The organism is Pseudonocardia sp. P1 (assembly GCF_000178675.2).
Lineage (GTDB): Bacteria > Actinomycetota > Actinomycetes > Mycobacteriales > Pseudonocardiaceae > Pseudonocardia.
This window is the reverse complement of sequence record NZ_ADUJ02000001.1, coordinates 803,644-822,714: the sequence shown is the minus strand read 5'-3', so window position 1 is coordinate 822,714 and position 19,071 is coordinate 803,644. Positions and strand designations below refer to the sequence as shown.

Sequence of the window (19,071 nt, the reverse complement as noted above, 5' to 3'; positions counted from 1 at the left end):
CGGGGTCGAGGACGGGGTCGGTCCGGGCGTACCCGCCCGGCCGCCCGCGGAACCACGCCGGACCGTTCACCAACCTGTAAAGACAAGTTGGTCGCTCCGTCCGGGGGGCGGGTGCGAGCATCCGTGCATGACGGTCACCGAGCCCACCGCCCGCTACGCCCGCTGGGACGGCGTCGGGGAGCCGTTCCGCGTCGTCGGCACGCCGCTCCCGGAGACGCCCGGACCCGGCGAGCTCCTCGTGGCGATCGATCTCGCGACCGTCTGCGGCTCGGACCTGCACACCACCCGCGGACGCCGGCCCTCGCCCGCGCCCGGGGTGCTCGGCCACGAGCAGGTCGGACGGGTGCTGGCCCTCGGCCCGGGCGCGACGGCCCGGCACGTCGACGGCAGCCCGGTCCGGGTCGGCGACCGGGTCGTCTGGTCGGTCGCCGCGTCCTGCGGGTCCTGCCGCCGGTGCCGGCGCGGGATCCCGCAGAAGTGCACCGACCTGCACAAGTACGGCCACGAGCCGCTCGACGAGACCCGGCCCCTCACCGGCGGGTTCGCCAGCCACTGCGTGCTCGCCCCGGGGACGGCGACCGTCGTCGTCCCGGACGCGGTGCCCGACACCGTCGCCGCGCCCGCCTCGTGCGCGACCGCCACGGTCGCCGCGGTGCTCGACGCGGCCGGGCTCGGCCCGTCCGCCGCCGGGCTGCGGGTGCTCGTCACCGGGGCAGGCATGCTCGGCGTGACCGCCGCGGCGATGGCCTCCCGGGCCGGCGCGGACGTCGTCGTCGTGGACCCGCACGCCGACCGCCGTGACCGCGCCCTGCGGTTCGGCGCGGTGGCCGCGGTGCCGGGACCGCCGGCCGCGACGGCCGCACCGGGCGCACCGGGCTCACCGGGCGCTCCCGCCGCGCCGGGCTTCGATCGCGTCGACGTGGCGCTCGAGCTGTCGGGGGCTCCGTCGGCCGTGCAGACCTGTCTCGACAACCTGGACGTGGGCGGGACCGTCGTCCTCGCCGGGTCGGTGTCGCCCGGCCCCGCGGCCGCGCTGGATCCCGAGCGCGTCGTCCGTGGGCTGCACACCGTCGTCGGCGTGCACAACTACGCGCCCCGGCACCTCGCCACGGCCGTCGGGTTCCTCGCCGCCGAGCACGCCCGGTTCCCGTTCGCCGAGCTCACCGGCGGTCCGTGGGACCTCGACGACATCGACGCCGCCTTCGCCGCCGCCGGGGAACCCGGTGCGGCACCGCGACAGGGCGTCCGGCCCTGAGCGGCCGGTTCGTAGGGGGCCGGCTCGACGACCGCTCGTGCGGTGAGGTCGGGTCCTCGCGGAGATCGCTGCTCGGGTAAGCGATTCTCCGGAGGGAGAGCCTGGAGGGCCGGCCGGTCGGACGGAAGGGCGGGCCGGGTGCCGGGTGCCGGGTTCCGGGGGTCGGCGGGAATCGCTGCGTGAGGCAGCGACTCTCCGGACAGGGCGCCGGGCTCGTGCGAGCCGGTCCGGTCGTGAGGTGCTGTCGGCAGGGGGTCGGCTGAGATCGCTGCGCGAGGAAGCGATTCCCGGATCCTCGGGGCGGCGGACGTCCGCGGTCGGGGGCCTCGTGGAAAGAATGCCACGTTCGGTCCGAGCCTGTCGTGAGCCGCAGCGGGGCGACGGACGGTGCCGGCGCCGCTGCTCGGCGGGCGATCCGTCGGAACCGGGGTGTCGGCGGCGGTCACGCGGTGAGCCGGCCGGGCTACTCCCTGGTCACGGCGCCCCGTCCGTGCCGCATGTTCGTGATCGTCACCGTCGCGACGTCCGGGCGGTAGCGGTCCTCGGACCACTCCAGGATCTCGCCGGCGGAGTTCCAGGTCAGGCGGCGCTCGCGCAGCAGCGGGTGCCCGGCCTCGACGCCGAGCAGCTCGGCGTCCAGGTCGTCGGCGGCGACCGCGTCGAAGGTGTGGCGGGCGGCGTGCAGGTCGACGCCGGTCGCCGTGAGCAGCGCGTAGATCGAGCCCGCGTTCAGGTCCGCGTCGAGCAGGGGGCGGCCGACCTTCTCCACGTAGGTCATCCGCTCGAGCATCGCGGGCCGGTCGTCGAGGAGCCGGAGGCGGATCAGCTGGACCGCGTAGTCGTCCGGGTCGAGGTGCAGGGCGGCGGCGACCGCGGGGCCCGGGTGGCGCAGGGCGATCTCCTGCAGCCGCTGGCCCGGCACGTGCCCGGTCAGCTGCGCGCGCCGGGTGAAGGACAGGAACGACTCGAAGGGCTGCGCCGGCACGGCGTCGAGCACCACCGGCCGCCTGCCCTGCCCGCCGCCGATCAGTCCCTCGTCGCGCAGTGCGGCCAGCGCCTGCCGGACGGGGCCGCGCGAGGTCTCGAACTCCCGGCACAGCTCCGCCTCCGACGGCAGCATCTCCCCGACGGCGAGCGTGCCGCCGCGGATCCGCGCGCGGAGCTCGTCGGCCAGGGTCCGGTGCAACGGTGTACCCACGAGCCCGACTCTACAAGTGCGCAGCCTCCGAGCACGGCTTCCACGGATATGGCAGGTGAACAGTCGTCGACTTGTATCGACAAGTCGTTGCTCCACCCCGGCGGCGCTGGCACGGTCGGTGCCGTGACCCGGACGAGTGATCTCGTGATCGTCGGGGCCGGCGTCGTCGGCCTCGCCCATGCGGTGGAGGCCGTGGCGCGTGGCCTGACCGTCACCGTGCTGGAGCGCGACGAGCGTGCCGTCGGCGCCTCGGTGCGGAACTTCGGCCACGGCTGCCTCACCGCGCAGACCGGCGACGCGCTCGCCTACGCCACCCGCGGCCGGGACACCTGGCTGCGGCTCGGGAAGGAGGCCGGGTTCGGCGTCGCGGAGTGCGGCACCGTCGTGGTCGCCCGGTCCGGCGAGGAGCGTGCGGCGCTGGAGGAGCTCGCGTCCGTGCGCGGCGACGACGTCGAGCTGCTCGACCCGGCCGGGGTCACCGCCCGCGTCCCGGTCGCCAGCGACGGCCTGCACGGGGGTGCGTTCCTGCCCCGGGACCTGCGGGTCGAGCAGCGCCGGGCGGTCGGTGCGGTCGCCGCCTGGCTGGCGGAGCAGCCGGGGGCGGAGATCCGGTTCGGGACCCCGCTGCTCGGCATCGACGGTGGTGCCGGGTCCATCGGCACCGGGTCCATCGGCACCGGATCCTCCGGCACCGGGTCCACCGGCACCGACGACGACGGCCCCGTCGTCGTCCGCACCGGCCGCGGGGACGTCCGCGCCCGGCAGGTCCTCCTGTGCGTCGGTCACGACCTGGACCGCCTCCTCCCGGACCTGGCCGACGAGGCGGGCCTGCGCCGGTGCGTCCTGCAGATGCTGCAGGTCCGGACGGCCAGGCCCGTCACGGTCGGACCCGCGGTCCTCACCGGCAGCTCGATGCTCCGCTACCCGGCCCTCTCCGGGACGGCGGGCGCGGCCGCGCTGCGCGCACGGTGGAGCACCGAGCGGCCCGAGCTGCTCGACGCCGTCGTCAACCACATGCTCACCCAGCTGCCCGGCGGCGACCTCGTCGTCGGGGACACCCACGCCTACGACCGCACACCCGCACCGTGGGGCGACGAGTCCCTCGACGAGCTGCTGCTCGCCGAGACCCGGGCTCTGCTCGGGACCGACGTGCGCGTCACCCGTCGCTGGCAGGGCGTCTACGCCGACGCCCCCGGCGAGTTCCTCGTCCGCCCGGCCGGGCCCGCGACGACGGCCGTGTCCGTCACCTCCGGGATCGGCATGACCACCGCGTTCGGCCTCGCCCCGGCCGTGCTCGACAGCCTCCGGGACCGGCACCAGCCCGCCGTCCCCGCCACCCGTTCCACCGAGGAGCCCTGATGCGACCCCGACAGCTCGCCGGCCTGCTGCTGGCAGCGACACTCGGCCTCACCGCCTGCGGCGGCCCGTCCGGAGAGGACTCCGCCGCCGCCTCGCCCACCTGCCCGGACGGCCGGATCCGGATGGGCGTCGAACCCTTCGAGGACCCGCAGAAACTGATCCCCGCCGCCGAGGTGCTCGGTGACGCCCTGGAGCGCCGGCTGGGCTGCCCGGTCGAGGTGCAGGTCACCGACGACTACTCGGCCGAGGTCCTGGCCATGCGCAACGACGAGCTGGAGCTGGGGATCTTCGGCCCGCTCGGCTTCGTCTTCGCCGAGCAGCGGGCCGGTGCCGAGGCGGTCGCGTCGTTCGGGACCGCGGACGGTGCGCTGTCGACCTACACGGCCGGGCTCTGGGTGCCCGCGGACTCCGACGTCCGCGAGGTCGCGCAGCTGCGCGACCGCACCCTGGCGCTCGGCGCCGTCGGCTCCACCTCGGGCGACGCACTGCCCCGCCAGGCCCTGCTCGACGCCGGGCTGCGCGAGGGTGACGTCCGCGTCGACTACGCGGGCGGGCACCCCGAGGCGCTCCTCGCGCTGACCAACGGCAAGGTCGACGCCGCGGAGATCAACACCCAGCAGCTCGCGTCCGCGGTCGAGTCGGGGATCTTCGACCCGTCGCGGTTCCGGCAGATCTGGACGTCCGCGCCGATCCCGAACGACCCGGTCACCGTCCGCGGGAACACCTCGCCGGAGTTCAAGGCCGCGGTCACCGACGCCCTGCTGAACCTCGACGCGCAGGCCGTCGGCGAGATCGGTGCCCTGCTCGACGTCGACCCGCCCGGGAAGCTCGTGCCCGTCACCCACGAGACCTACGCCCCCCTGTTCGAGCTGGCGCAGAAGCTCGGCCTGACCGAGGAGGACGTCGAATGACGACGACGCCGATGCTCCGGGTCACCGGTGCGCGGGTCCGCTACGGCGACCGCGAGGTCCTGCACGACGTCGACGTGCACGTCGAGGCCGGGGAGCTGCTCGCCGTGCTCGGCGCCAACGGCTCGGGCAAGTCCACCCTGCTCCGGGCCGCCGCCGGGCTCGTCACCGACGGGGGCGACGTACGGGCGGGCGGCGAGGTGCGGGTCGGCGGGGAGCCGCGCGACCGCCTCGACGTCGCCCTGGTCTTCCAGAAGATCCACCTCGTGCAGCGGCGGACCGTGCTGGAGAACGTCTGCGCCGGTGCCCTCGGGCGGCTGCCGCTGCGCTCGTCGCTGGTCCCGGCGCTGTTCCCGCGCGCCGTCCGGGAGGAGGCCATGGGCTGCCTGGAGCGGGTCGGGCTCGCCGACCGCGCCCACGACCGGGCCGGTTCGCTGTCCGGCGGGCAGCAGCAGCGGGTCGCCGTGGCCCGGGCGCTGTGCCAGCGGGCCCGGGTGCTGCTCGCCGACGAGCCGGTGTCCGCGCTGGACCCGGCGGCGGCCGAGCAGGTGCTGGGCCTGCTGGCCGAGCTGGCGCACACCGAGCGGCTCGCGGTGCTCGCCGTCCTGCACCAGCCGGGCCTCGCCGCGCGGTACGCCGACCGCGTCGTCGGGCTGAAGGACGGCCGCGTCGCACTCGACGGGCCGCCCGGCACGGACGTCGGCGCGCTCTACCCGGCCGCGGAGCGGGCCGGCCACCCGGCAGGCGACACCGCACCGGACACCCCAGTGGACACCCCGCAGGACACCGCACTGGAGACCGCGTCGTGACCGTCACCGAACCGGAGATCCGCCGCGTCGCGGTACCGCCCCGGCGGCGCGAGCCGCGCACGCTCGCCCTCGGCGCCGGGATCGTCGCCGTGCTGCTCGTGGTGCATGTGATCGCCTGGCGCACCACCGAGATGTCGTTCGCGTCGCTGCTCGACGGCGCGGGCGGCATGGGGGAGTTCCTGGCCGAGTCGATCCCGCCCGACGTCTCGTGGGAGGTGCTCGGGCCGAGCCTGGAGGGTGCGCTCGTCACGCTGTGGATCGGGCTGCTCGGCACCACGCTGTCGATCCCGTTCGCGCTGCTGCTCGCGCTCGCCGCGGCCCGCGGCACCGCGCCCGGCCCGGTCGTCTACCAGGCCGCCCGCGGGCTGCTGTCGTTCCTGCGCGCGGTCCCCGACGTCGTCTTCGCACTGGTGTTCGTGACCGCGGTGGGCCTCGGCCCGTTCCCCGGCGTGCTCGCGCTCGTGTTCCACAACGTCGGCGTGATGGGCAAGCTGTGGGCCGAGACGATCGAGGACGCCGACCCGGGCCCCGCGACCGCACTGCGCTCGGCGGGCGCCGGACGGCTGCAGGTCGCCGCGCACGCCCTGCTGCCCACGGTCACCCCGCAGCTGGTGGGCCTGCTGCTCTACCGCTTCGACGTCAACGTCCGCTCGTCGCTGGTGCTCGGCCTCGTCGGCGCCGGCGGCATCGGGTTCCTGATCAACCAGTCGATCCAGCTGTTCCGGTTCGACGAGATGCTGACCCACATCCTCGTCGTCCTCGTGCTGATCGTCGCCGTCGACCAGCTGTCCGCGCTGGTCCGCCGCCGCCTCGGGAGTGCCGCATGACCGTCCAGCCGACCCCGCACCCGACGACCCCGCACCTGGCCGTCCTCGACGTCGCCGGGACCACGGTGGACGAGGGGGGCGCCGTCTACCGGGTGCTCGCCGACGTCGTCGCCGACGCCGGGCACCCCGCCTCCGCCGCCGACATCCGCCGGTGGATGGGTGCCGACAAGCGGGAGGCGCTCGCCGCGCTCACCGGCCGTGACCGGATCGAGGACCTGCACGACGCGTTCGTCGCCCGCCTCGCCGCCGCCTACGCCGCGACCCCGCCGCGCCCGCTCCCCGGGGTACCCGGGGCGCTCGCCGCGCTGCGCACGACCGGGACGTCGGTCGTGCTCACCACCGGCTTCGACCGGCAGGTCACCGACCCGCTGCTCGCGTCGCTGCCCCCGGAGTTCACCGGGGAGCTCGACGGCGTCGTGTGCGCCGAGGAGGTCGGCGCCGGCCGCCCCGACCCGGCGATGATCCACCGGGCGATGGCGCTGACCGCGGTCACCGACCCGGCCCGGGTGCTCGCCGCGGGCGACACCGTGCTCGACGTCGAGGCCGGGCGGCGGGCCGGTGCCGGCTGGGTCGTCGGTGTCCTCACCGGCGGCCAGACCCGCGACGAGCTCACCGCGGCCGGGCCGACCCACGTCGTGTCGGGCGTCGCGGCGCTGCCCGAGCTCGTGGGGGCCGGTCGGGAGCCGTGATCGACACCGGCGGACGCCGGTACGGCAGGCTGTCCCCGTGACCGCGACCCCGTCCCCGGCCCGCGTGCTGGGTCCCGCCGACGCCGTGGTGATCGGGCTGGGTTCGATGCTCGGCGCCGGGGTGTTCGCCGTGTTCGGCCCGGCGTCCGCGGCCGCCGGCACCGCACTGCTCCCGGCCCTGCTGGTGGCGGGCGCGGTCGCGACGGCCAACGCGATGTCGTCGGCCTGGCTCGCCGCCCGGTACCCGGAGTCCGGCGGCGCCTACGTGTACGGCCGGCGGCGGCTGGGGGAGACCTGGGGATTCGTCGCCGGCTGGGCGTTCGTCACCGGCAAGACGGCGTCGTGCGCCGCGATGGCGCTGACCCTCGGCGGGTACGCCTGGCCCGAGCACGCCCGCGCGGTCGCCGCGGCGGCCGTCGTCGCCGTCGTGGCGGTGAACCTGCGCGGCATCACGCGCACGGCCGCGGTCACCCGGGTGCTCGTCGCGCTCACGCTGGCCGTGCTGGCCGCCGTCGTCGTCGCGGCGCTGTCCCGGCCGGTCGTCGCCTCGCCGTGGACGGGCTGGGACGACGCCGGCCCGCTCGGGGTCCTGCAGGCCGCCGGCCTGCTGTTCTTCGCGTTCGCCGGGTACGCGCGGATCGCCACGCTCGGCGAGGAGGTCCGGGACCCGGCCCGCACGATCCCGCGGGCGGTCCCGCTCGCGCTGGGCCTGGTGCTGGTGGTGTACGCGGTGGTGGCGGTGGCGGCGCTGCGCGCGGCCGGGCCCGCCGCGCTGGCCGCGTCCCCGGCGCCGCTGGTCACCGCCGCGGGCGACGGGTTCGGGCCGCTGGTCCGGGCCGGTGGGGCGGTCGCGTCGGCCGGGGTGCTGCTGGCGCTGGTCGCCGGGATCGGCCGGACGGTGCTGGCGATGGCGCGGGACCGCGAGCTGCCCGGCGGGCTCGCGGCCGTGCACCCGCGCCACGCCGTCCCGCACCGGGCCGAGCTCGTCGTCGGCGCCGCCGTGCTCGTGCTGGTGCTGACCGCGGCGCCGGTCACCGCGATCGGCCTGTCCGGGTTCGCGGTGCTGCTCTACTACGCCGTCGCGAACGCCGCGGCGTGGACGCTGCACCGGGACCGGCCGTGGCGGCGGGCGCTGTCCGGCGCCGGGCTCGCCGGGTGCGTCGTCCTCGCGCTGCTGCTGCCGCCGGTGCCGGTGCTGACCGGGGTGGTCGTCCTGGCCGCCGGGCTCTCGGTGCGGGCGGTCGTGCGGGTCAGCCGATCCCGGACGCGGTGACGACCTCGACCAGCCGGGGCCCGTCGTCGTCGAACGCCTCCTTCAGCGCGGCGGCCACGGACCCGGCGTCCCGGGCCGACACGGCGGGCACCCCGTAGCCCTCGGCGATCCGCACGAAGTCGAGGCCTGGGACGTCGAGCCCCGGGGTCTCACCGGTGCCCAGCAGCCCGGCGAACCCGCGCAGCGCGCCGTAGGTGCCGTTCTTGAGGATCACGAAGACGACCGGGACCCGGTACTGCGCGGCGGTCCAGAGCGCGGTGATCCCGTAGTTGGCCGAGCCGTCGCCGACGAGTGCCACGACCCGCCGCCGGGCGGTCCCGCCCTCGTCGGTGTGCGCCAGCTGCGCGCCGACGGCGGCGGGCAGCCCGAACCCGAGGCCGCCCGACGCGGGGAACAGGTAGCTGCCCGGCTCGGTCAGGTCGGCCTGGGCGAAGAACGCGTCGATCGTCGACGTCGACTCGCAGACGTGCACCGTCCCGGCCGGTGCCGCCTCGCGGACCAGCGCGAACAGCTGCTCCGGGGGGACGTGGTCGTCGGCGCCCGCCGGGGTCGCGAAGGCCGGTCGCGGTGGGAGCGGGTCGCGGCCGGAGTCCGGCACGGCCGCGGCCAGCGCGGCGAGCGCCGCACCGACCGGAGCCACCCAGGCGTCGCCCATCGGGGCCCGCGCGGCCTCGGCCGGGTCGGCGGTCAGGTGCAGCAGCCGGGCCCCCTCGGGGAGCAGGTCACCGGGCAGGAACTGGTGGTAGCGGAACACCGGGGCCCCCGCGACCAGCACGACGTCGTGCCCGGCCAGCCGCTCGGTCACGTCCCGCACCGACGCCGGGAGCACCCCGCGGAACGACGGGTGCCGGGTCGGGAACGGGCACCGCGACGCCGACGGCGCCACCCACACCGGGCACGCCAGCCGCTCGGCGAGGGCGACGGCGTCGGCGACGGCCCGGTCCGCGTCGACCTGCGGGCCGAGCACCAGGACCGGGTTCCGTGCCGACGCGAGCGTGCCGGCGATCGTCGCCGTCTGTGCGGGGTCGAGTGCCGCCGCGGACACGGTGCGCCTGCCGGGCAGGTGCGCGATGTGCGGGCCGGCGGGGGCGGCCCAGTCGTCGTAGGGGACCGAGAGGTAGACCGGGCCGCGCGGTTCCAGGCAGGCGGTGTGCACGGCCTGGGACAGCGCACGGGGCACGTCCTGCGCGTCGACCGGCTCGGCCGACCACTTCACGAGCGGGCGCGGGAGCGCCGCCGCGTCGACGTTGGTGAGCATCACCTCCTGGCCGACGGTGGAGCGGACCTGCTGCCCGGCGGTCAGCACCAGCGGCGAGTGCGAGTAGACCGCGTTGGTCAGCGCGCCCATCGCGTTCCCGGAGCCGGACGCCGCGTGCAGGTTGACCAGCGCCGGGCGGCCGGTCGCCTGGGCGTACCCGTCGGCCATGCCGACGACCACGCCCTCGTGCAGGCCGAGCACGTAGCGGGTGCCGTCGGGCATCGCCGCCAGGAACGGGAGCTCGTTGGACCCGGGGTTGCCGAACACGGTGTCGATGCCGTGGCCGTGCAGCACCTGCCAGCCGGCCTCGCCGATCGTCGCCATCGCAGCCGCCTCTCGTGTCGTGGACCCCGGTCACGCTAGGCATCCGGTACCGGCCGGCGCCATGCCCGGCGGCTAGCGGTCGCGGGGGTCGCGCGCGACGACCTCGCGCAGCGCCTCGGTCTCCACCGGCAGGTCGGAGAGGTCGTCCGGCCAGGACGCGACGACCTCGCTCGCCCAGTCGGCCCACCGCTCGGTGGCCGCCGACATGTCCGAGAGATAGCGCCCCACCAGCGTGTTCAGCCCGGCGCGGTCGGGGAACGGCGCGTCGCCCTCCAGGTAGGACCGGGCGATCGCGGCGTCGACCGCGGCGGTCTCGCGGGCCCACCGCCGGGTCGCCTCGATGGTGCGCAGCAGGTCCGCCTTGGTGCCGTTGTCGGCGAGGAACACCCGCAGGAGCTGCTCGGACTCCAGTGCGGGGGGCGATCCGGGCTCGGTCAGCCAAGCGGCGAGCGCCCGGCGGCCGTCCTCGGTGATCGTGTAGACGGTGCGCCGGCGGCGGCCCTGGTTCTGCGACTCGGCGGTGGCGTAGCCGAGTGCGACGAGCTTGCGGGGTTCCTCGTAGAGCTTGCTGGAGGCGCGGGGCCAGAACCGGGCGAGGCTGCGCCGGATCTGGTTGGTCAGCTCGTAGGTGCTCCACGGCCGGACGGCCAGCAGCCCCAGCATCGCGTAGGACGTCGTCGTCGGCGTCTGGCCCCGGGACATCCGGTGACCCTCCCATACTCCCCAAGGGAGTACTCCCCATGGGAGTATGTGTCCGGCGAGGGAGGGGGACCACGTGGGCGGGGACGCGGTGCGAGGCGCTTCGGGACGGGGCGGCGAGGGGACGTTCGGCGGCGCGGTCGGTCTCGCCGCGGCGCTGTCGGCGCTGCTGGTCGCCGTCGCCGCCCTGCTGCTGACGATGGCCCCGGCCGAACCCGGCGCCGGCTCGTCGGCCGCGACACCGGCCGGTGGATCGTCGAGCTGCGCGCAGGACCCGTCGGGGGCGTTGTTCGGGCTGATCTGCGAGAACTGACCCGCGCCCGGTCCTCCGAGGACCCGGGCGCGGGCCTGTTCCCGCGGTCTCAGGCGTCGATGTCCGACGGGTGCGTGGCCAGTGCCGTGACCTGCATCGTCATGTACGGGAACAGCGGCAGCCCCCACAGGATCTCGTGCAGCTGCTCGTTGTCCTTGACGTCGAAGATCGACAGGTTGGCGTACTCGCCGACGCAGCGCCAGATGCTCACCCACTCACCGGAGCGCTGCCAGTCCTGCGAGTAGGCCTTCTCCCGGGCCAGCAGATCGGCCTTGGCCGCGGGGTCCATGTCCTGCGGGAGGGCGACCTCCATCCGGACCGCGAACCGCGCCATCAGGCGGGGTCCAGCGCGAAGTCGTAGGTGACCTCGTTGCCGTGGCCGTCGGCGGCCGGGCCCGGACGCAGGATCAGCTCCGGCTTCACGGCCTGGGCGACGTCGTCGGCGACGTAGTCGCCGCCGTCGAAGTACAGCTGGGTGGTGACCAGGTCCTTACCGGGCGCGGAGACCTTGAGGTGCAGGTGCGCGGGACGCCACGGGTGCCAGCCGGCCGCACCGATGAACGCGCCGGTCGAGCCGTCGGTCGGGATCTGGTAGGGCGCGGGCTGCATGGTGCGGAAGGCGTAGTGGCCGTCGGCGCCGGTGGTGATCACGGCGCGCAGGTTCCACTCCGGGATGCCGGGCGCGAACTGCGAGTAGTAGCCGTCGTCGTCGGCGTGCCAGAGGTCGACCGTCGCACCGGCGACCGGGTTGCCGTCGAGGTCGGTGACGGTGCCCTGGAACAGCAGCGGGGTGCCCTTCTCGTCGTCGCGCATGGGGACCGTGGCCGTGGACTCGAACTCCGGGGCGCCCGGCACGTAGTACGGGCCCTCGATGGTGCCGACGGCGCCCTTGCGGTCGGCGTTGGCGACCTCCTCGACGACGTGCTCGACGAACACGTCGAGGAACAGCGGCCACTCGCCGTCCTCGCCGACCCGGATCAGCCAGGACTTCAGGGCGTCGTACTCGGCGTAGGTGACCTGGTGCCTGCGGATGACGTCGTGCAGGGCGGCGAGGGTGTCGGCGGCGATCGCGGACACGCGGGCCGGGTCGGCCTGCGCCCCGGTGCGCTCCTTCTTCGCGAAGGTCGCGGTGGCGTTGGCGCCGGATCCGGCGGCGGTGGCGGACCCCGTGCTCGGCTCTGTGGTGGTCATGGTGCGTCTCCAGACTGCGGTGTCGGATGTCCTAGGTGTCGGTGCGGTAGTGCGCGAGCTTGTCCGGGTCGATCGTGATGCCGATCCCGGCCCCGGCGGGGACGCGCAGCTCCCCGCCGGTGATCACCAGTGGCTCGGCGAGCAGGTCGTCGGCCATGTCGAGGAAGTTCGAGAGCTCACCGGCCCGTGCGCTCGTGTGCCGGTGCGCGGCGCCGAAGGCGACCGAGCAGGCGCTGCCGACCTGGCCGTCGATCTGGTTGCCCAGCACGACCTCGGCACCGAGGCCCTCGCACAGGTGCAGCACCCGCTGTGAGCCGGTGAACCCGGTCCGCGCGGTCTTGATGCTGATCATCGTCGCCGCGCCGTCGAGGAGCTCGCGGGTCACCTCGCCGGGCCGGGTGGCGGACTCGTCGGCGACCGTCGGGACGGAGGTGCGCCCGGTCAGCCAGCGCCGGCCGAGCACCTGGTCGGCCGGCATGAGCTCCTCGGACAGGGTCAGCCCGAGATCGGCCATCTCGTCCAGGGCCCGGGCCGCCTCGGAGGCGGTCCAGCCGCGGTTGCCGTCGACGTAGAGCTCGGCGTCCGGGCCCAGCGCCTCGCGCAGGGCCCGGCAGGCGCCGGTGTCCAGCGCGACCGGGCGGCGGCCGACCTTGACCTTGAAGGTGGTGACGCCGTGCTCGTCGCGCATCCGGAGCGCCTCGGCGACCATGACGTCGTCCGGGGCGAAGCCGACCATGTGCGCGACCCGCATCCGGTCGGTCCACCCGCCGAGCAGCTCGGTGACGGGCACGTCCAGCCGGCGGCCGATGACGTCCCAGACCGCCATGTCGACGGCGGCCTTCGCGGCCGGGTTGCCGACCGTGCGGTCCAGGACCGCATGGATCTTCTCCCGCTCGAACACCGACAGCCCGACGAGCTCGGGGGCGAACACGGTGTCGACGACGGCGCGGATGCCGGCCTGGGTCTCGCCGTAGGTGTAGGGCCGCGGCGGTGCCTCCGCGACGCCGACGATCCCGTCCTCGGCGTGGACCCGCACCAGCACGTGGTCGGCGGTGTGCACCTCGCCGCTGGCGAACCGCAGCGGCTTCCGGTACGGGACGGCGAACGGGATCGCCTCGACGGCGACGATCTTCACGGGAGTCCTCCGAGCAGGGGGGTGGGTGCGGTGGCCGGGTCGAGCTCGCGGGCGTGGTCCGCGAGGACGTCGAGCAGCCGGACGAGAGCGGGGGAACGGTCCTCGGTGCGCCAGGCCAGCGCGAGGTCCACCCGCAGCTCCTCCTCGAGGTCGGTGTAGGTCACGCCCTCGGTGCCGAGCGCGCGCACCGACTCGGGCAGCAGCGCGACGCCCTCGCCGGCGGCGACGTGGGTCAGCAGGATCGGGGTGTCGCGGGCCTCGGCGTGCCGGCGCGGTAGGAAGCCCGCGCCGAGGCAGCCCTGCACCGCGACGGAGTCGACGACCGAGCCCGGGGCGCCGTAGGCGACGAAGTCGTCGCCGCGCAGCTCGGTGAGCGACACCGACGTCCGGGCGGCCAGCCGGTGCCCGGCGGGCAGCGCGGCGACCAGGCGTTCGCGGGCGACCGTGCGGGTGGACAGTTCGGGCCGCACGACCGGCGGCCGCAGCACCCCGATGTCGATGCGTCGCTCGTCGAGCGCGTCCTCCTGGGCGCTGGTGAGCAGCCCGGCACGGAAGCGCAGGGTCACGGCGGGCATCCGGCGGGAGACGACCCGGGCGAGCCGGGGCAGCAGCCGGTAGGCGGCGAGGTCGGTCGCCCCGACGGTGACGACGGCGTCGGCGCCCGCGGCGACCCGCTCGACGCGGCGGCGGGCGTCGTCGACCGAGGCGAGGATCCGGTAGGCGTCGGAGAGCAGCGACTCCCCGGCCGGGGTCAGGTCGACCCGGCGCGTGGTGCGCTCGAACAGCGTCGCCCCGACCTGGCTCTCCAGCTGCCGGATGGCCTGGGACAGCGGCGACTGCGCCATGTGCAGCCGCTCCGCGGCCCGGCCGAAGTGCCGGGTCTCGGCGACGGCGACGAAGTAGCGGAGCTGTCGCAGATCCATCTCCTGCCCCCTCCCTGCGAGCCGGGTCGTCCAGACGTCGAGCAGCGTAGAACCGCTCCGGTCAGAGCCACAAAGACCGAGTAGCGCGCGATCAGGACGCTGTACGTCTCGACCCACCCTGGGTCAGGACTGGGTACCTGCCCGGGGCGACGGACGGCGGCCGGCCGCGACAGTGAGCGGCGTTCCCGGACCACGACCCAGGAGGACGTCGATGACCGCCGTCGCCCACTCCACCCACATCCGCCGCGTGCTCGACGACGCCGTCGTCGAGGACCCCGAGGCCGGTGTCTACCGCGCCAACCGGCGGATCTTCACCGACGCCGACGTCTTCGAGCTCGAGATGAAGCACATCTTCGAGGGCAACTGGGTCTACCTCGCCCACACCAGCCAGCTCCCGGAGCCCGGCGACTACGTGACGACCTACATCGGCAGGCAACCGGTGATGATCACGCGGGACCGCGACGGCGAGCTGCACTGCCTCATCAACGCCTGCGCGCACCGCGGATCGATGCTGTGCCGCCGCAAGACCGACAACCGGATGACCCTCACCTGCCCGTTCCACGGCTGGACCTTCCGCAACGACGGCACGCTGCTCAAGGTCAAGGACCCGGACGGCGCCGGCTACCCGGAGGGCTTCGGCAAGGACGGCTCGCACGACCTCACCCGGGTCGCCCGGTTCGACGAGTACCGCGGTTTCCTGTTCGGGTCGCTGAACCCGGACGTGCTGTCGCTGGACGAGCACCTCGGCGACACGACGAAGGTCATCGACATGCTCGTCGACCAGTCCCCGGAGGGGCTGGAGGTGCTGCGCGGCTCGTCGACCTACACCTACGACGGCAACTGGAAGGTGCAGGCCGAGAACGGCGCCGACGGCTACCACGTCTCCGCGCTGCACTGGAACTACGCGGCCACCACCTCGCGGCGGGGCTCCGGCGAGTCGGCGAACGACACCAAGGCGCTCGACGCCGGCGGGTGGGGCAAGTCCGGCGGCGGCTACTGGTCCTACCCGAACGGCCACCTCTGCCTGTGGACCTGGGCGGCGAACCCCGAGGACCGTCCGCTGTGGAGCTCGCTCGACGCGCTCAAGGAGGAGTTCGGCGACGCCAAGGGCGAGTTCATGGTCAAGGGCTCCCGGAACCTGTGCCTCTACCCGAACGTCTACCTGATGGACCAGTTCTCCACCCAGCTCCGGCACTTCCGGCCGATCGCGCCGGACAGGACCGAGGTGACGATCCACTGCATCGCGCCGAGGGGGGAGAGCGACGCGGCCCGTGCCCACCGGATCCGCCAGTACGAGGACTTCTTCAACGCCTCCGGCATGGCCACCCCGGACGACCTGGAGGAGTTCCGGGCCTGCCAGCTGACCTTCGAGGCGACGGCGGCCCCGTGGAACGACATGTCGCGCGGCGCGCAGCACTGGCTGACCGGCCCCGACGACGTCGCGAAGGCCCTGGACATGGACGGCGTGATCTCGGCCGGGGTCAAGAACGAGGACGAGGGCCTCTACCCGGTCCAGCACGGCTACTGGCGCGACGTGATGCGCCGCGCGATCGACGCCGAGTCGCCGCAGAGCTGAACCCCCGCCGCACCCGGTCGAAGGAGCCCGAGAGATGACCACCCCCACCACGGAGCGTCCGAGCACGCTCATCACCCAGAACGCGATCGAGCAGTTCCTCTACCGCGAGGCGCGCCACCTCGACGACCGCGAGTTCGAGAAGTGGCTCGAGTGCTACGCCGACGACGTCGTCTACTGGATGCCCGCCTGGGACGACACCGACCGGCTCACCGAGGACCCGCAGCGCGAGATCTCGCTGATCTACTACGGCAACAAGGGCGGCCTGGAGGACCGGGTCTTCCGGATCCGCACCGAGCGGTCGTCGGCCACGTCGCTGCCCGAACCGCGGACCAGCCACAACATCTCCAACGTCGAGGTCGTCGAGCGCCGCGGCGACCTGGTCGACGTCCGGTTCAACTGGCACACCATGTACTTCCGGTACAAGACCGTGGACCCGTACTACGGCACGTCGTTCTACACGATCGACTTCTCCGGGGAGACCCCGCTCATCCGCCGCAAGACCGTGGTGCTGAAGAACGACTACATCCACCACGTGGTCGACGTCTACCACTTCTGAGGGGGAGGACATGACCACGACGGAAACCCGGACGCACCGGGTGGCACTGGCCTTCGAGGACGGTGTGACCCGCTTCGTGAACTGCCGGGAGGACCAGTCGGTCGCCGACGCGTCCTACCGGTCCCGGATCAACATCCCGGTCGACTGCTCCGACGGCGCCTGCGGGACCTGCAAGGCGTTCTGCGAGTCCGGCGCGTACGACCGCGGGTCCTACATCGAGGACGCGCTGTCCGGCGACGAGGCCGACGAGGGCTACCTGCTGGCCTGCCAGGCGCGGCCACGCTCCGACCTGGTCGTGCAGATCCCGACGACCTCGGCGGTCGCGAGGACCGCCGCGGCCACGCACGACGGCAGGATCACCGCCCTCGACCGGCTCTCGCCGACGACGGTGCGGCTCACCGTCGAGGTCCGCGACCGGGCGAGGCTCGCGTTCCTGCCCGGCCAGTACGTCAACATCGCCGTGCCCGGCACGGACGTCCACCGCTCGTACTCGTTCTCCTCCGGGCCGGACGACGAGGCGCTCACCTTCCTGGTGAAGCTCACCCCGGGCGGGGTGATGTCGGACTGGCTGGAGCACCGCGCCGCCGTCGGGGACGCGGTGTCCTTCACCGGGCCGCACGGCAGCTTCTTCCTGCGCGAGTCCGACGCGCCGCTGCTCCTGCTCGCCGGGGGCACCGGCCTGGCGCCGATCCTGTCCATCCTGCGGACGCTGCGCGACCGGGGGAGCACCCGCCCGGTGCACCTCGTGTACGGGGTGACCACCGACGACGACGTCGTCGAGCTGGAGACCGTGCGCGAGCTGGCCGGGGAGACCGGGCTGACCTGGGACTACTGCGTCGCCGATCCCGCGACGTCGGCGCCGAACCAGGGGTACGTGACCGCGCTGTTCGGCCGCGACCACCTGCACGACGGCAGCGGCGCGGTGTACCTGTGCGGTCCGCCCGCGATGGTCGAGGCGGTCCGCGGGGACCTGCGCGAGCGGGAGCTGGCACCGACCGGCTTCTACTACGAGAAGTTCGCGCTGGCCGCCGTGCCGGACGGGGCCCCGGCCGCAGGGGCGGCGGTCACCGGGCCGGACCCCGCCGCCGACGCGGTCGCCACGACCACGGACCGTTCACCCGCCACCGAGTCCGCCACCGAGTCCGCCACCGAGTCCGGCACCGCACCCGGCACCGAGGCCGCGGCCCCGCCGCAGCCGGTTCCCTCGGCGGCCGACGACCTCCTGACCCTCGACGGGCGGGAGGGCCGCGCGGTCCTCGGCCGGCCACTGACCCGGTTCGGCGAGCCGGAGCCGCTGCACACCCCGCCCCTGGCCACCACCGCCACCCCGCAGGACGGGCTGGACGACGACGCCGCCCTGCTCGTCGCCCCCGAGGGCGCCCGCGGGATCCAGTCGATGCCGGTGCTCCCGCCGCACGACCTCGCCCCCCTCGCCGCCCCCGTCCCGGCGCCGGACCCGGCCCCGACCGGCACCGTCGCGGGCGACGGCTACGAGATCGGCGAGGAACACCCGGACATCCACTCGTCGGACGCGATCTTCGACGCCCGCCGGGCCCTCGAGCTCGGCGCCCTGGAGCTGGTGCTCGGCAGGCTGTCCGGCCGGGAGATCGCCGGGTACCGGCTGCTGGCCGAGGCGACCGTGCCCTACGTCGACCGCGAGGCGCAGCGGTTCACCGACGCGCACGCCTACACCGAGAGCAACGCCGCGTTCCACGACTACCTGTTCACCCGCACCGGCAACGACCACCTGCTCCGCGCCTACCAGGCGCTGGGTGTGAAGGGGGCGATGGCGGAGACGCTGCGGTCGGCGGTCTGGTGCCACCCGGACTGCGCGCAGGACCACCTCGACATCGTCTCCGCGATCGAGGCCGGTGACCGGGCGGAGGCGCGCCGGCTGGTGTCGGCGCACGCCCGGAACTCCCAGGCCACCATGCGCCGTGCCATGCACGACGCCGCCCGGGCCCGCCGGCCGCGGTTCGTCGCGCCGGGCCGGTTCGACGGTCTCGTCGTGCTGGTCACCGGGGCGGCGCAGGGTATCGGGGAGGCCGTCGCCCGGCGGATCGGCGCCGAGGGCGGGGCGCTCGTCCTCGCCGACCGGTCCGAGCAGGTCACGACGGTCGCCGGCGAGCTCGGCGCCGAGGCGGTGACCGCCGACCTCGAGCAGTGGGAGGGTGCCGACGCCGTCGTCGCCGCCGCGCTGCGCCGGTACGGCCGGATCGACGTCGCCGTCCACACCGTCGGCGGGACGATCTGGGCCAAGCCCTACCACCACTACCCGCCGGAACAGATCCGCGCGGAGATCGACCGCTCGCTCATGCCCACCCTGTGGTGCTGCCGCGCGGTCGCCCCGCAGATGGTGGAACAGGGCGCGGGCACGATCGTCAACGTCTCCTCGGTCGCCACCCGCGGGCTCAACCGGGTGCCGTACGCGGCGGCCAAGGGCGGGGTCAACGCGATCACCTCCGCGCTCGCGACGGAGCTGGCCCCGCACGGCGTCCGGGTCCTCGCCACCGCACCCGGCGGGACGGACGCGCCGCCCCGGCGGATCCCCCGGGGACCGGCGCCGCAGTCCGTGCAGGAGCAGGACTGGTACGCCACGATCGTCGAGCAGACCACCGAGTCGTCGCTGCTCAAGCGGTACGGCACGCTCGACGAGCAGGCCGCGGCCATCACGTTCCTGGCCTCGCCGGAGGCGTCCTACATCACCGGGACGGTGCTCCCGGTCGCCGGGGGCGACCAGGGGTGAGCGCAGCGGCCCGCCCGCCGGGCGGTGCCGGG

The 19,071-nt window shown here is 74.8% G+C and carries 18 protein-coding genes; 11 read left to right on the top strand and 7 right to left on the bottom strand.

Annotated features, from left to right (window positions below):
* The first annotated feature begins 127 nt into the window (after window positions 1–127).
* Entirely contained in the window at window positions 128–1,255 is a 1,128-nt protein-coding gene (locus PP1_RS03305; RefSeq protein WP_075314182.1) for a zinc-binding dehydrogenase, read from the top strand.
* A gap of 463 nt (window positions 1,256–1,718) precedes the next feature.
* Here the strand turns inward: PP1_RS03305 and PP1_RS03300 are convergent, their stop codons facing one another.
* Complete coding sequence (locus PP1_RS03300) at window positions 1,719–2,453, bottom strand: GntR family transcriptional regulator (protein WP_010224010.1); 735 nt, start codon at window positions 2,451–2,453, stop codon at window positions 1,719–1,721.
* Between the two features lie 123 nt (window positions 2,454–2,576).
* Between PP1_RS03300 and PP1_RS03295 the strand changes: the two genes are divergently transcribed.
* Genes PP1_RS03295 through PP1_RS03270 form a run of 6 tightly spaced genes read left to right on the top strand, consistent with a single transcriptional unit; the run spans window position 2,577 to window position 8,318 of the window.
* A complete protein-coding gene (locus PP1_RS03295) occupies window positions 2,577–3,812 on the top strand; it encodes a TIGR03364 family FAD-dependent oxidoreductase (protein ID WP_170918867.1) in 1,236 nt (411 codons plus the stop codon).
* Entirely contained in the window at window positions 3,812–4,723 is a 912-nt protein-coding gene (locus PP1_RS03290; RefSeq protein ID WP_010224014.1) for a phosphate/phosphite/phosphonate ABC transporter substrate-binding protein, read from the top strand. The genes PP1_RS03295 and PP1_RS03290 overlap by 1 nt, the downstream gene beginning before the upstream one ends.
* Window positions 4,720–5,529, top strand: coding sequence for a phosphonate ABC transporter ATP-binding protein (locus PP1_RS03285; protein WP_212592100.1), 810 nt, complete (start codon window positions 4,720–4,722; stop codon window positions 5,527–5,529). Before PP1_RS03290 ends, PP1_RS03285 begins: the two co-directional genes overlap by 4 nt.
* Window positions 5,526–6,356: a phosphonate ABC transporter, permease protein PhnE gene (phnE, locus tag PP1_RS03280; RefSeq protein WP_010236912.1), complete on the top strand. Its 831-nt coding sequence runs from the start codon at window positions 5,526–5,528 to the stop codon at window positions 6,354–6,356. The genes PP1_RS03285 and phnE overlap by 4 nt, the downstream gene beginning before the upstream one ends.
* Window positions 6,353–7,045, top strand: coding sequence for a phosphonatase-like hydrolase (locus PP1_RS03275; RefSeq protein WP_010236909.1), 693 nt, complete (start codon window positions 6,353–6,355; stop codon window positions 7,043–7,045). Before phnE ends, PP1_RS03275 begins: the two co-directional genes overlap by 4 nt.
* 37 nt (window positions 7,046–7,082) lie before the next feature.
* The gene (locus PP1_RS03270; protein WP_075314183.1) at window positions 7,083–8,318 is read left to right on the top strand and encodes an APC family permease; all 1,236 of its coding nucleotides are present in this window, start codon (window positions 7,083–7,085) and stop codon (window positions 8,316–8,318) included.
* On the opposite strand, the gene mdlC is transcribed toward PP1_RS03270, so the two are convergent.
* Both mdlC and PP1_RS03260 read right to left on the bottom strand, forming a co-directional pair.
* Window positions 8,296–9,900: a benzoylformate decarboxylase gene (mdlC, locus tag PP1_RS03265; RefSeq protein WP_075314184.1), complete on the bottom strand. Its 1,605-nt coding sequence runs from the start codon at window positions 9,898–9,900 to the stop codon at window positions 8,296–8,298. The genes PP1_RS03270 and mdlC overlap by 23 nt on opposite strands.
* 72 nt (window positions 9,901–9,972) lie before the next feature.
* A complete protein-coding gene (locus PP1_RS03260) occupies window positions 9,973–10,602 on the bottom strand; it encodes a PadR family transcriptional regulator (protein WP_010225183.1) in 630 nt (209 codons plus the stop codon).
* Between the two features lie 88 nt (window positions 10,603–10,690).
* Here PP1_RS03260 and PP1_RS03255 point away from each other — a divergent pair, with 88 nt between their 5' ends.
* Window positions 10,691–10,912 (top strand): hypothetical protein, encoded by a 222-nt coding sequence (locus PP1_RS03255; RefSeq protein ID WP_139323867.1) that lies wholly within the window; start codon window positions 10,691–10,693, stop codon window positions 10,910–10,912.
* 49 nt (window positions 10,913–10,961) lie between these two features.
* Here the strand turns inward: PP1_RS03255 and catC are convergent, their stop codons facing one another.
* The 4 genes from catC to PP1_RS03235 are packed head-to-tail and all read right to left on the bottom strand — an operon-like array spanning window position 10,962 to window position 14,161.
* On the bottom strand, window positions 10,962–11,246 hold the full coding sequence (gene catC / locus PP1_RS03250; protein WP_010225188.1) for a muconolactone Delta-isomerase: 285 nt from the start codon (window positions 11,244–11,246) through the stop codon (window positions 10,962–10,964).
* A complete protein-coding gene (gene catA / locus PP1_RS03245; RefSeq protein WP_010225190.1) occupies window positions 11,246–12,103 on the bottom strand; it encodes a catechol 1,2-dioxygenase in 858 nt (285 codons plus the stop codon). The genes catC and catA overlap by 1 nt, the downstream gene beginning before the upstream one ends.
* Window positions 12,104–12,134: 31 nt before the next feature.
* The gene (locus PP1_RS03240) at window positions 12,135–13,238 is read right to left on the bottom strand and encodes a mandelate racemase/muconate lactonizing enzyme family protein (RefSeq protein ID WP_010225191.1); all 1,104 of its coding nucleotides are present in this window, start codon (window positions 13,236–13,238) and stop codon (window positions 12,135–12,137) included.
* Window positions 13,235–14,161, bottom strand: a complete 927-nt coding sequence (locus PP1_RS03235; RefSeq protein ID WP_010225193.1) for a LysR substrate-binding domain-containing protein — start codon at window positions 14,159–14,161, stop codon at window positions 13,235–13,237. Before PP1_RS03235 ends, PP1_RS03240 begins: the two co-directional genes overlap by 4 nt.
* 211 nt (window positions 14,162–14,372) lie before the next feature.
* Between PP1_RS03235 and benA the strand changes: the two genes are divergently transcribed.
* The 3 genes from benA to benC are packed head-to-tail and all read left to right on the top strand — an operon-like array spanning window position 14,373 to window position 19,039.
* Window positions 14,373–15,737, top strand: a complete 1,365-nt coding sequence (gene benA, locus PP1_RS03230; RefSeq protein WP_010225195.1) for a benzoate 1,2-dioxygenase large subunit — start codon at window positions 14,373–14,375, stop codon at window positions 15,735–15,737.
* Window positions 15,738–15,771: 34 nt separating this feature from the next.
* Window positions 15,772–16,293 carry a benzoate 1,2-dioxygenase small subunit gene (gene benB, locus PP1_RS03225; protein ID WP_010225201.1) on the top strand — a complete coding sequence of 174 codons (522 nt, stop codon included), beginning with the start codon at window positions 15,772–15,774 and terminating at the stop codon, window positions 16,291–16,293.
* A gap of 10 nt (window positions 16,294–16,303) precedes the next feature.
* Window positions 16,304–19,039 (top strand): benzoate 1,2-dioxygenase electron transfer component BenC, encoded by a 2,736-nt coding sequence (gene benC, locus PP1_RS03220; protein ID WP_029239231.1) that lies wholly within the window; start codon window positions 16,304–16,306, stop codon window positions 19,037–19,039.
* The last annotated feature ends 32 nt before the right edge of the window (window positions 19,040–19,071 follow it).

What these genes read in the sequence shown, in the direction of transcription:
- PP1_RS03285 (WP_212592100.1), top strand. Translation starts at nt 4,720, where the DNA reads ATGACGACGACGCCGATGCTCCGGGTCACCGGTGCGCGGGTCCGCTAC.
- catC (WP_010225188.1), bottom strand. Translation starts at nt 11,246, where the DNA reads ATGGCGCGGTTCGCGGTCCGGATGGAGGTCGCCCTCCCGCAGGACATG.
- PP1_RS03260 (WP_010225183.1), bottom strand. Translation starts at nt 10,602, where the DNA reads ATGTCCCGGGGCCAGACGCCGACGACGACGTCCTACGCGATGCTGGGG.
- PP1_RS03235 (WP_010225193.1), bottom strand. Translation starts at nt 14,161, where the DNA reads ATGGATCTGCGACAGCTCCGCTACTTCGTCGCCGTCGCCGAGACCCGG.
- mdlC (WP_075314184.1), bottom strand. Translation starts at nt 9,900, where the DNA reads ATGGCGACGATCGGCGAGGCCGGCTGGCAGGTGCTGCACGGCCACGGC.
- benC (WP_029239231.1), top strand. Translation starts at nt 16,304, where the DNA reads ATGACCACGACGGAAACCCGGACGCACCGGGTGGCACTGGCCTTCGAG.
- benA (WP_010225195.1), top strand. Translation starts at nt 14,373, where the DNA reads ATGACCGCCGTCGCCCACTCCACCCACATCCGCCGCGTGCTCGACGAC.
- benB (WP_010225201.1), top strand. Translation starts at nt 15,772, where the DNA reads ATGACCACCCCCACCACGGAGCGTCCGAGCACGCTCATCACCCAGAAC.
- PP1_RS03290 (WP_010224014.1), top strand. Translation starts at nt 3,812, where the DNA reads ATGCGACCCCGACAGCTCGCCGGCCTGCTGCTGGCAGCGACACTCGGC.
- PP1_RS03275 (WP_010236909.1), top strand. Translation starts at nt 6,353, where the DNA reads ATGACCGTCCAGCCGACCCCGCACCCGACGACCCCGCACCTGGCCGTC.
- PP1_RS03305 (WP_075314182.1), top strand. Translation starts at nt 128, where the DNA reads ATGACGGTCACCGAGCCCACCGCCCGCTACGCCCGCTGGGACGGCGTC.
- catA (WP_010225190.1), bottom strand. Translation starts at nt 12,103, where the DNA reads ATGACCACCACAGAGCCGAGCACGGGGTCCGCCACCGCCGCCGGATCC.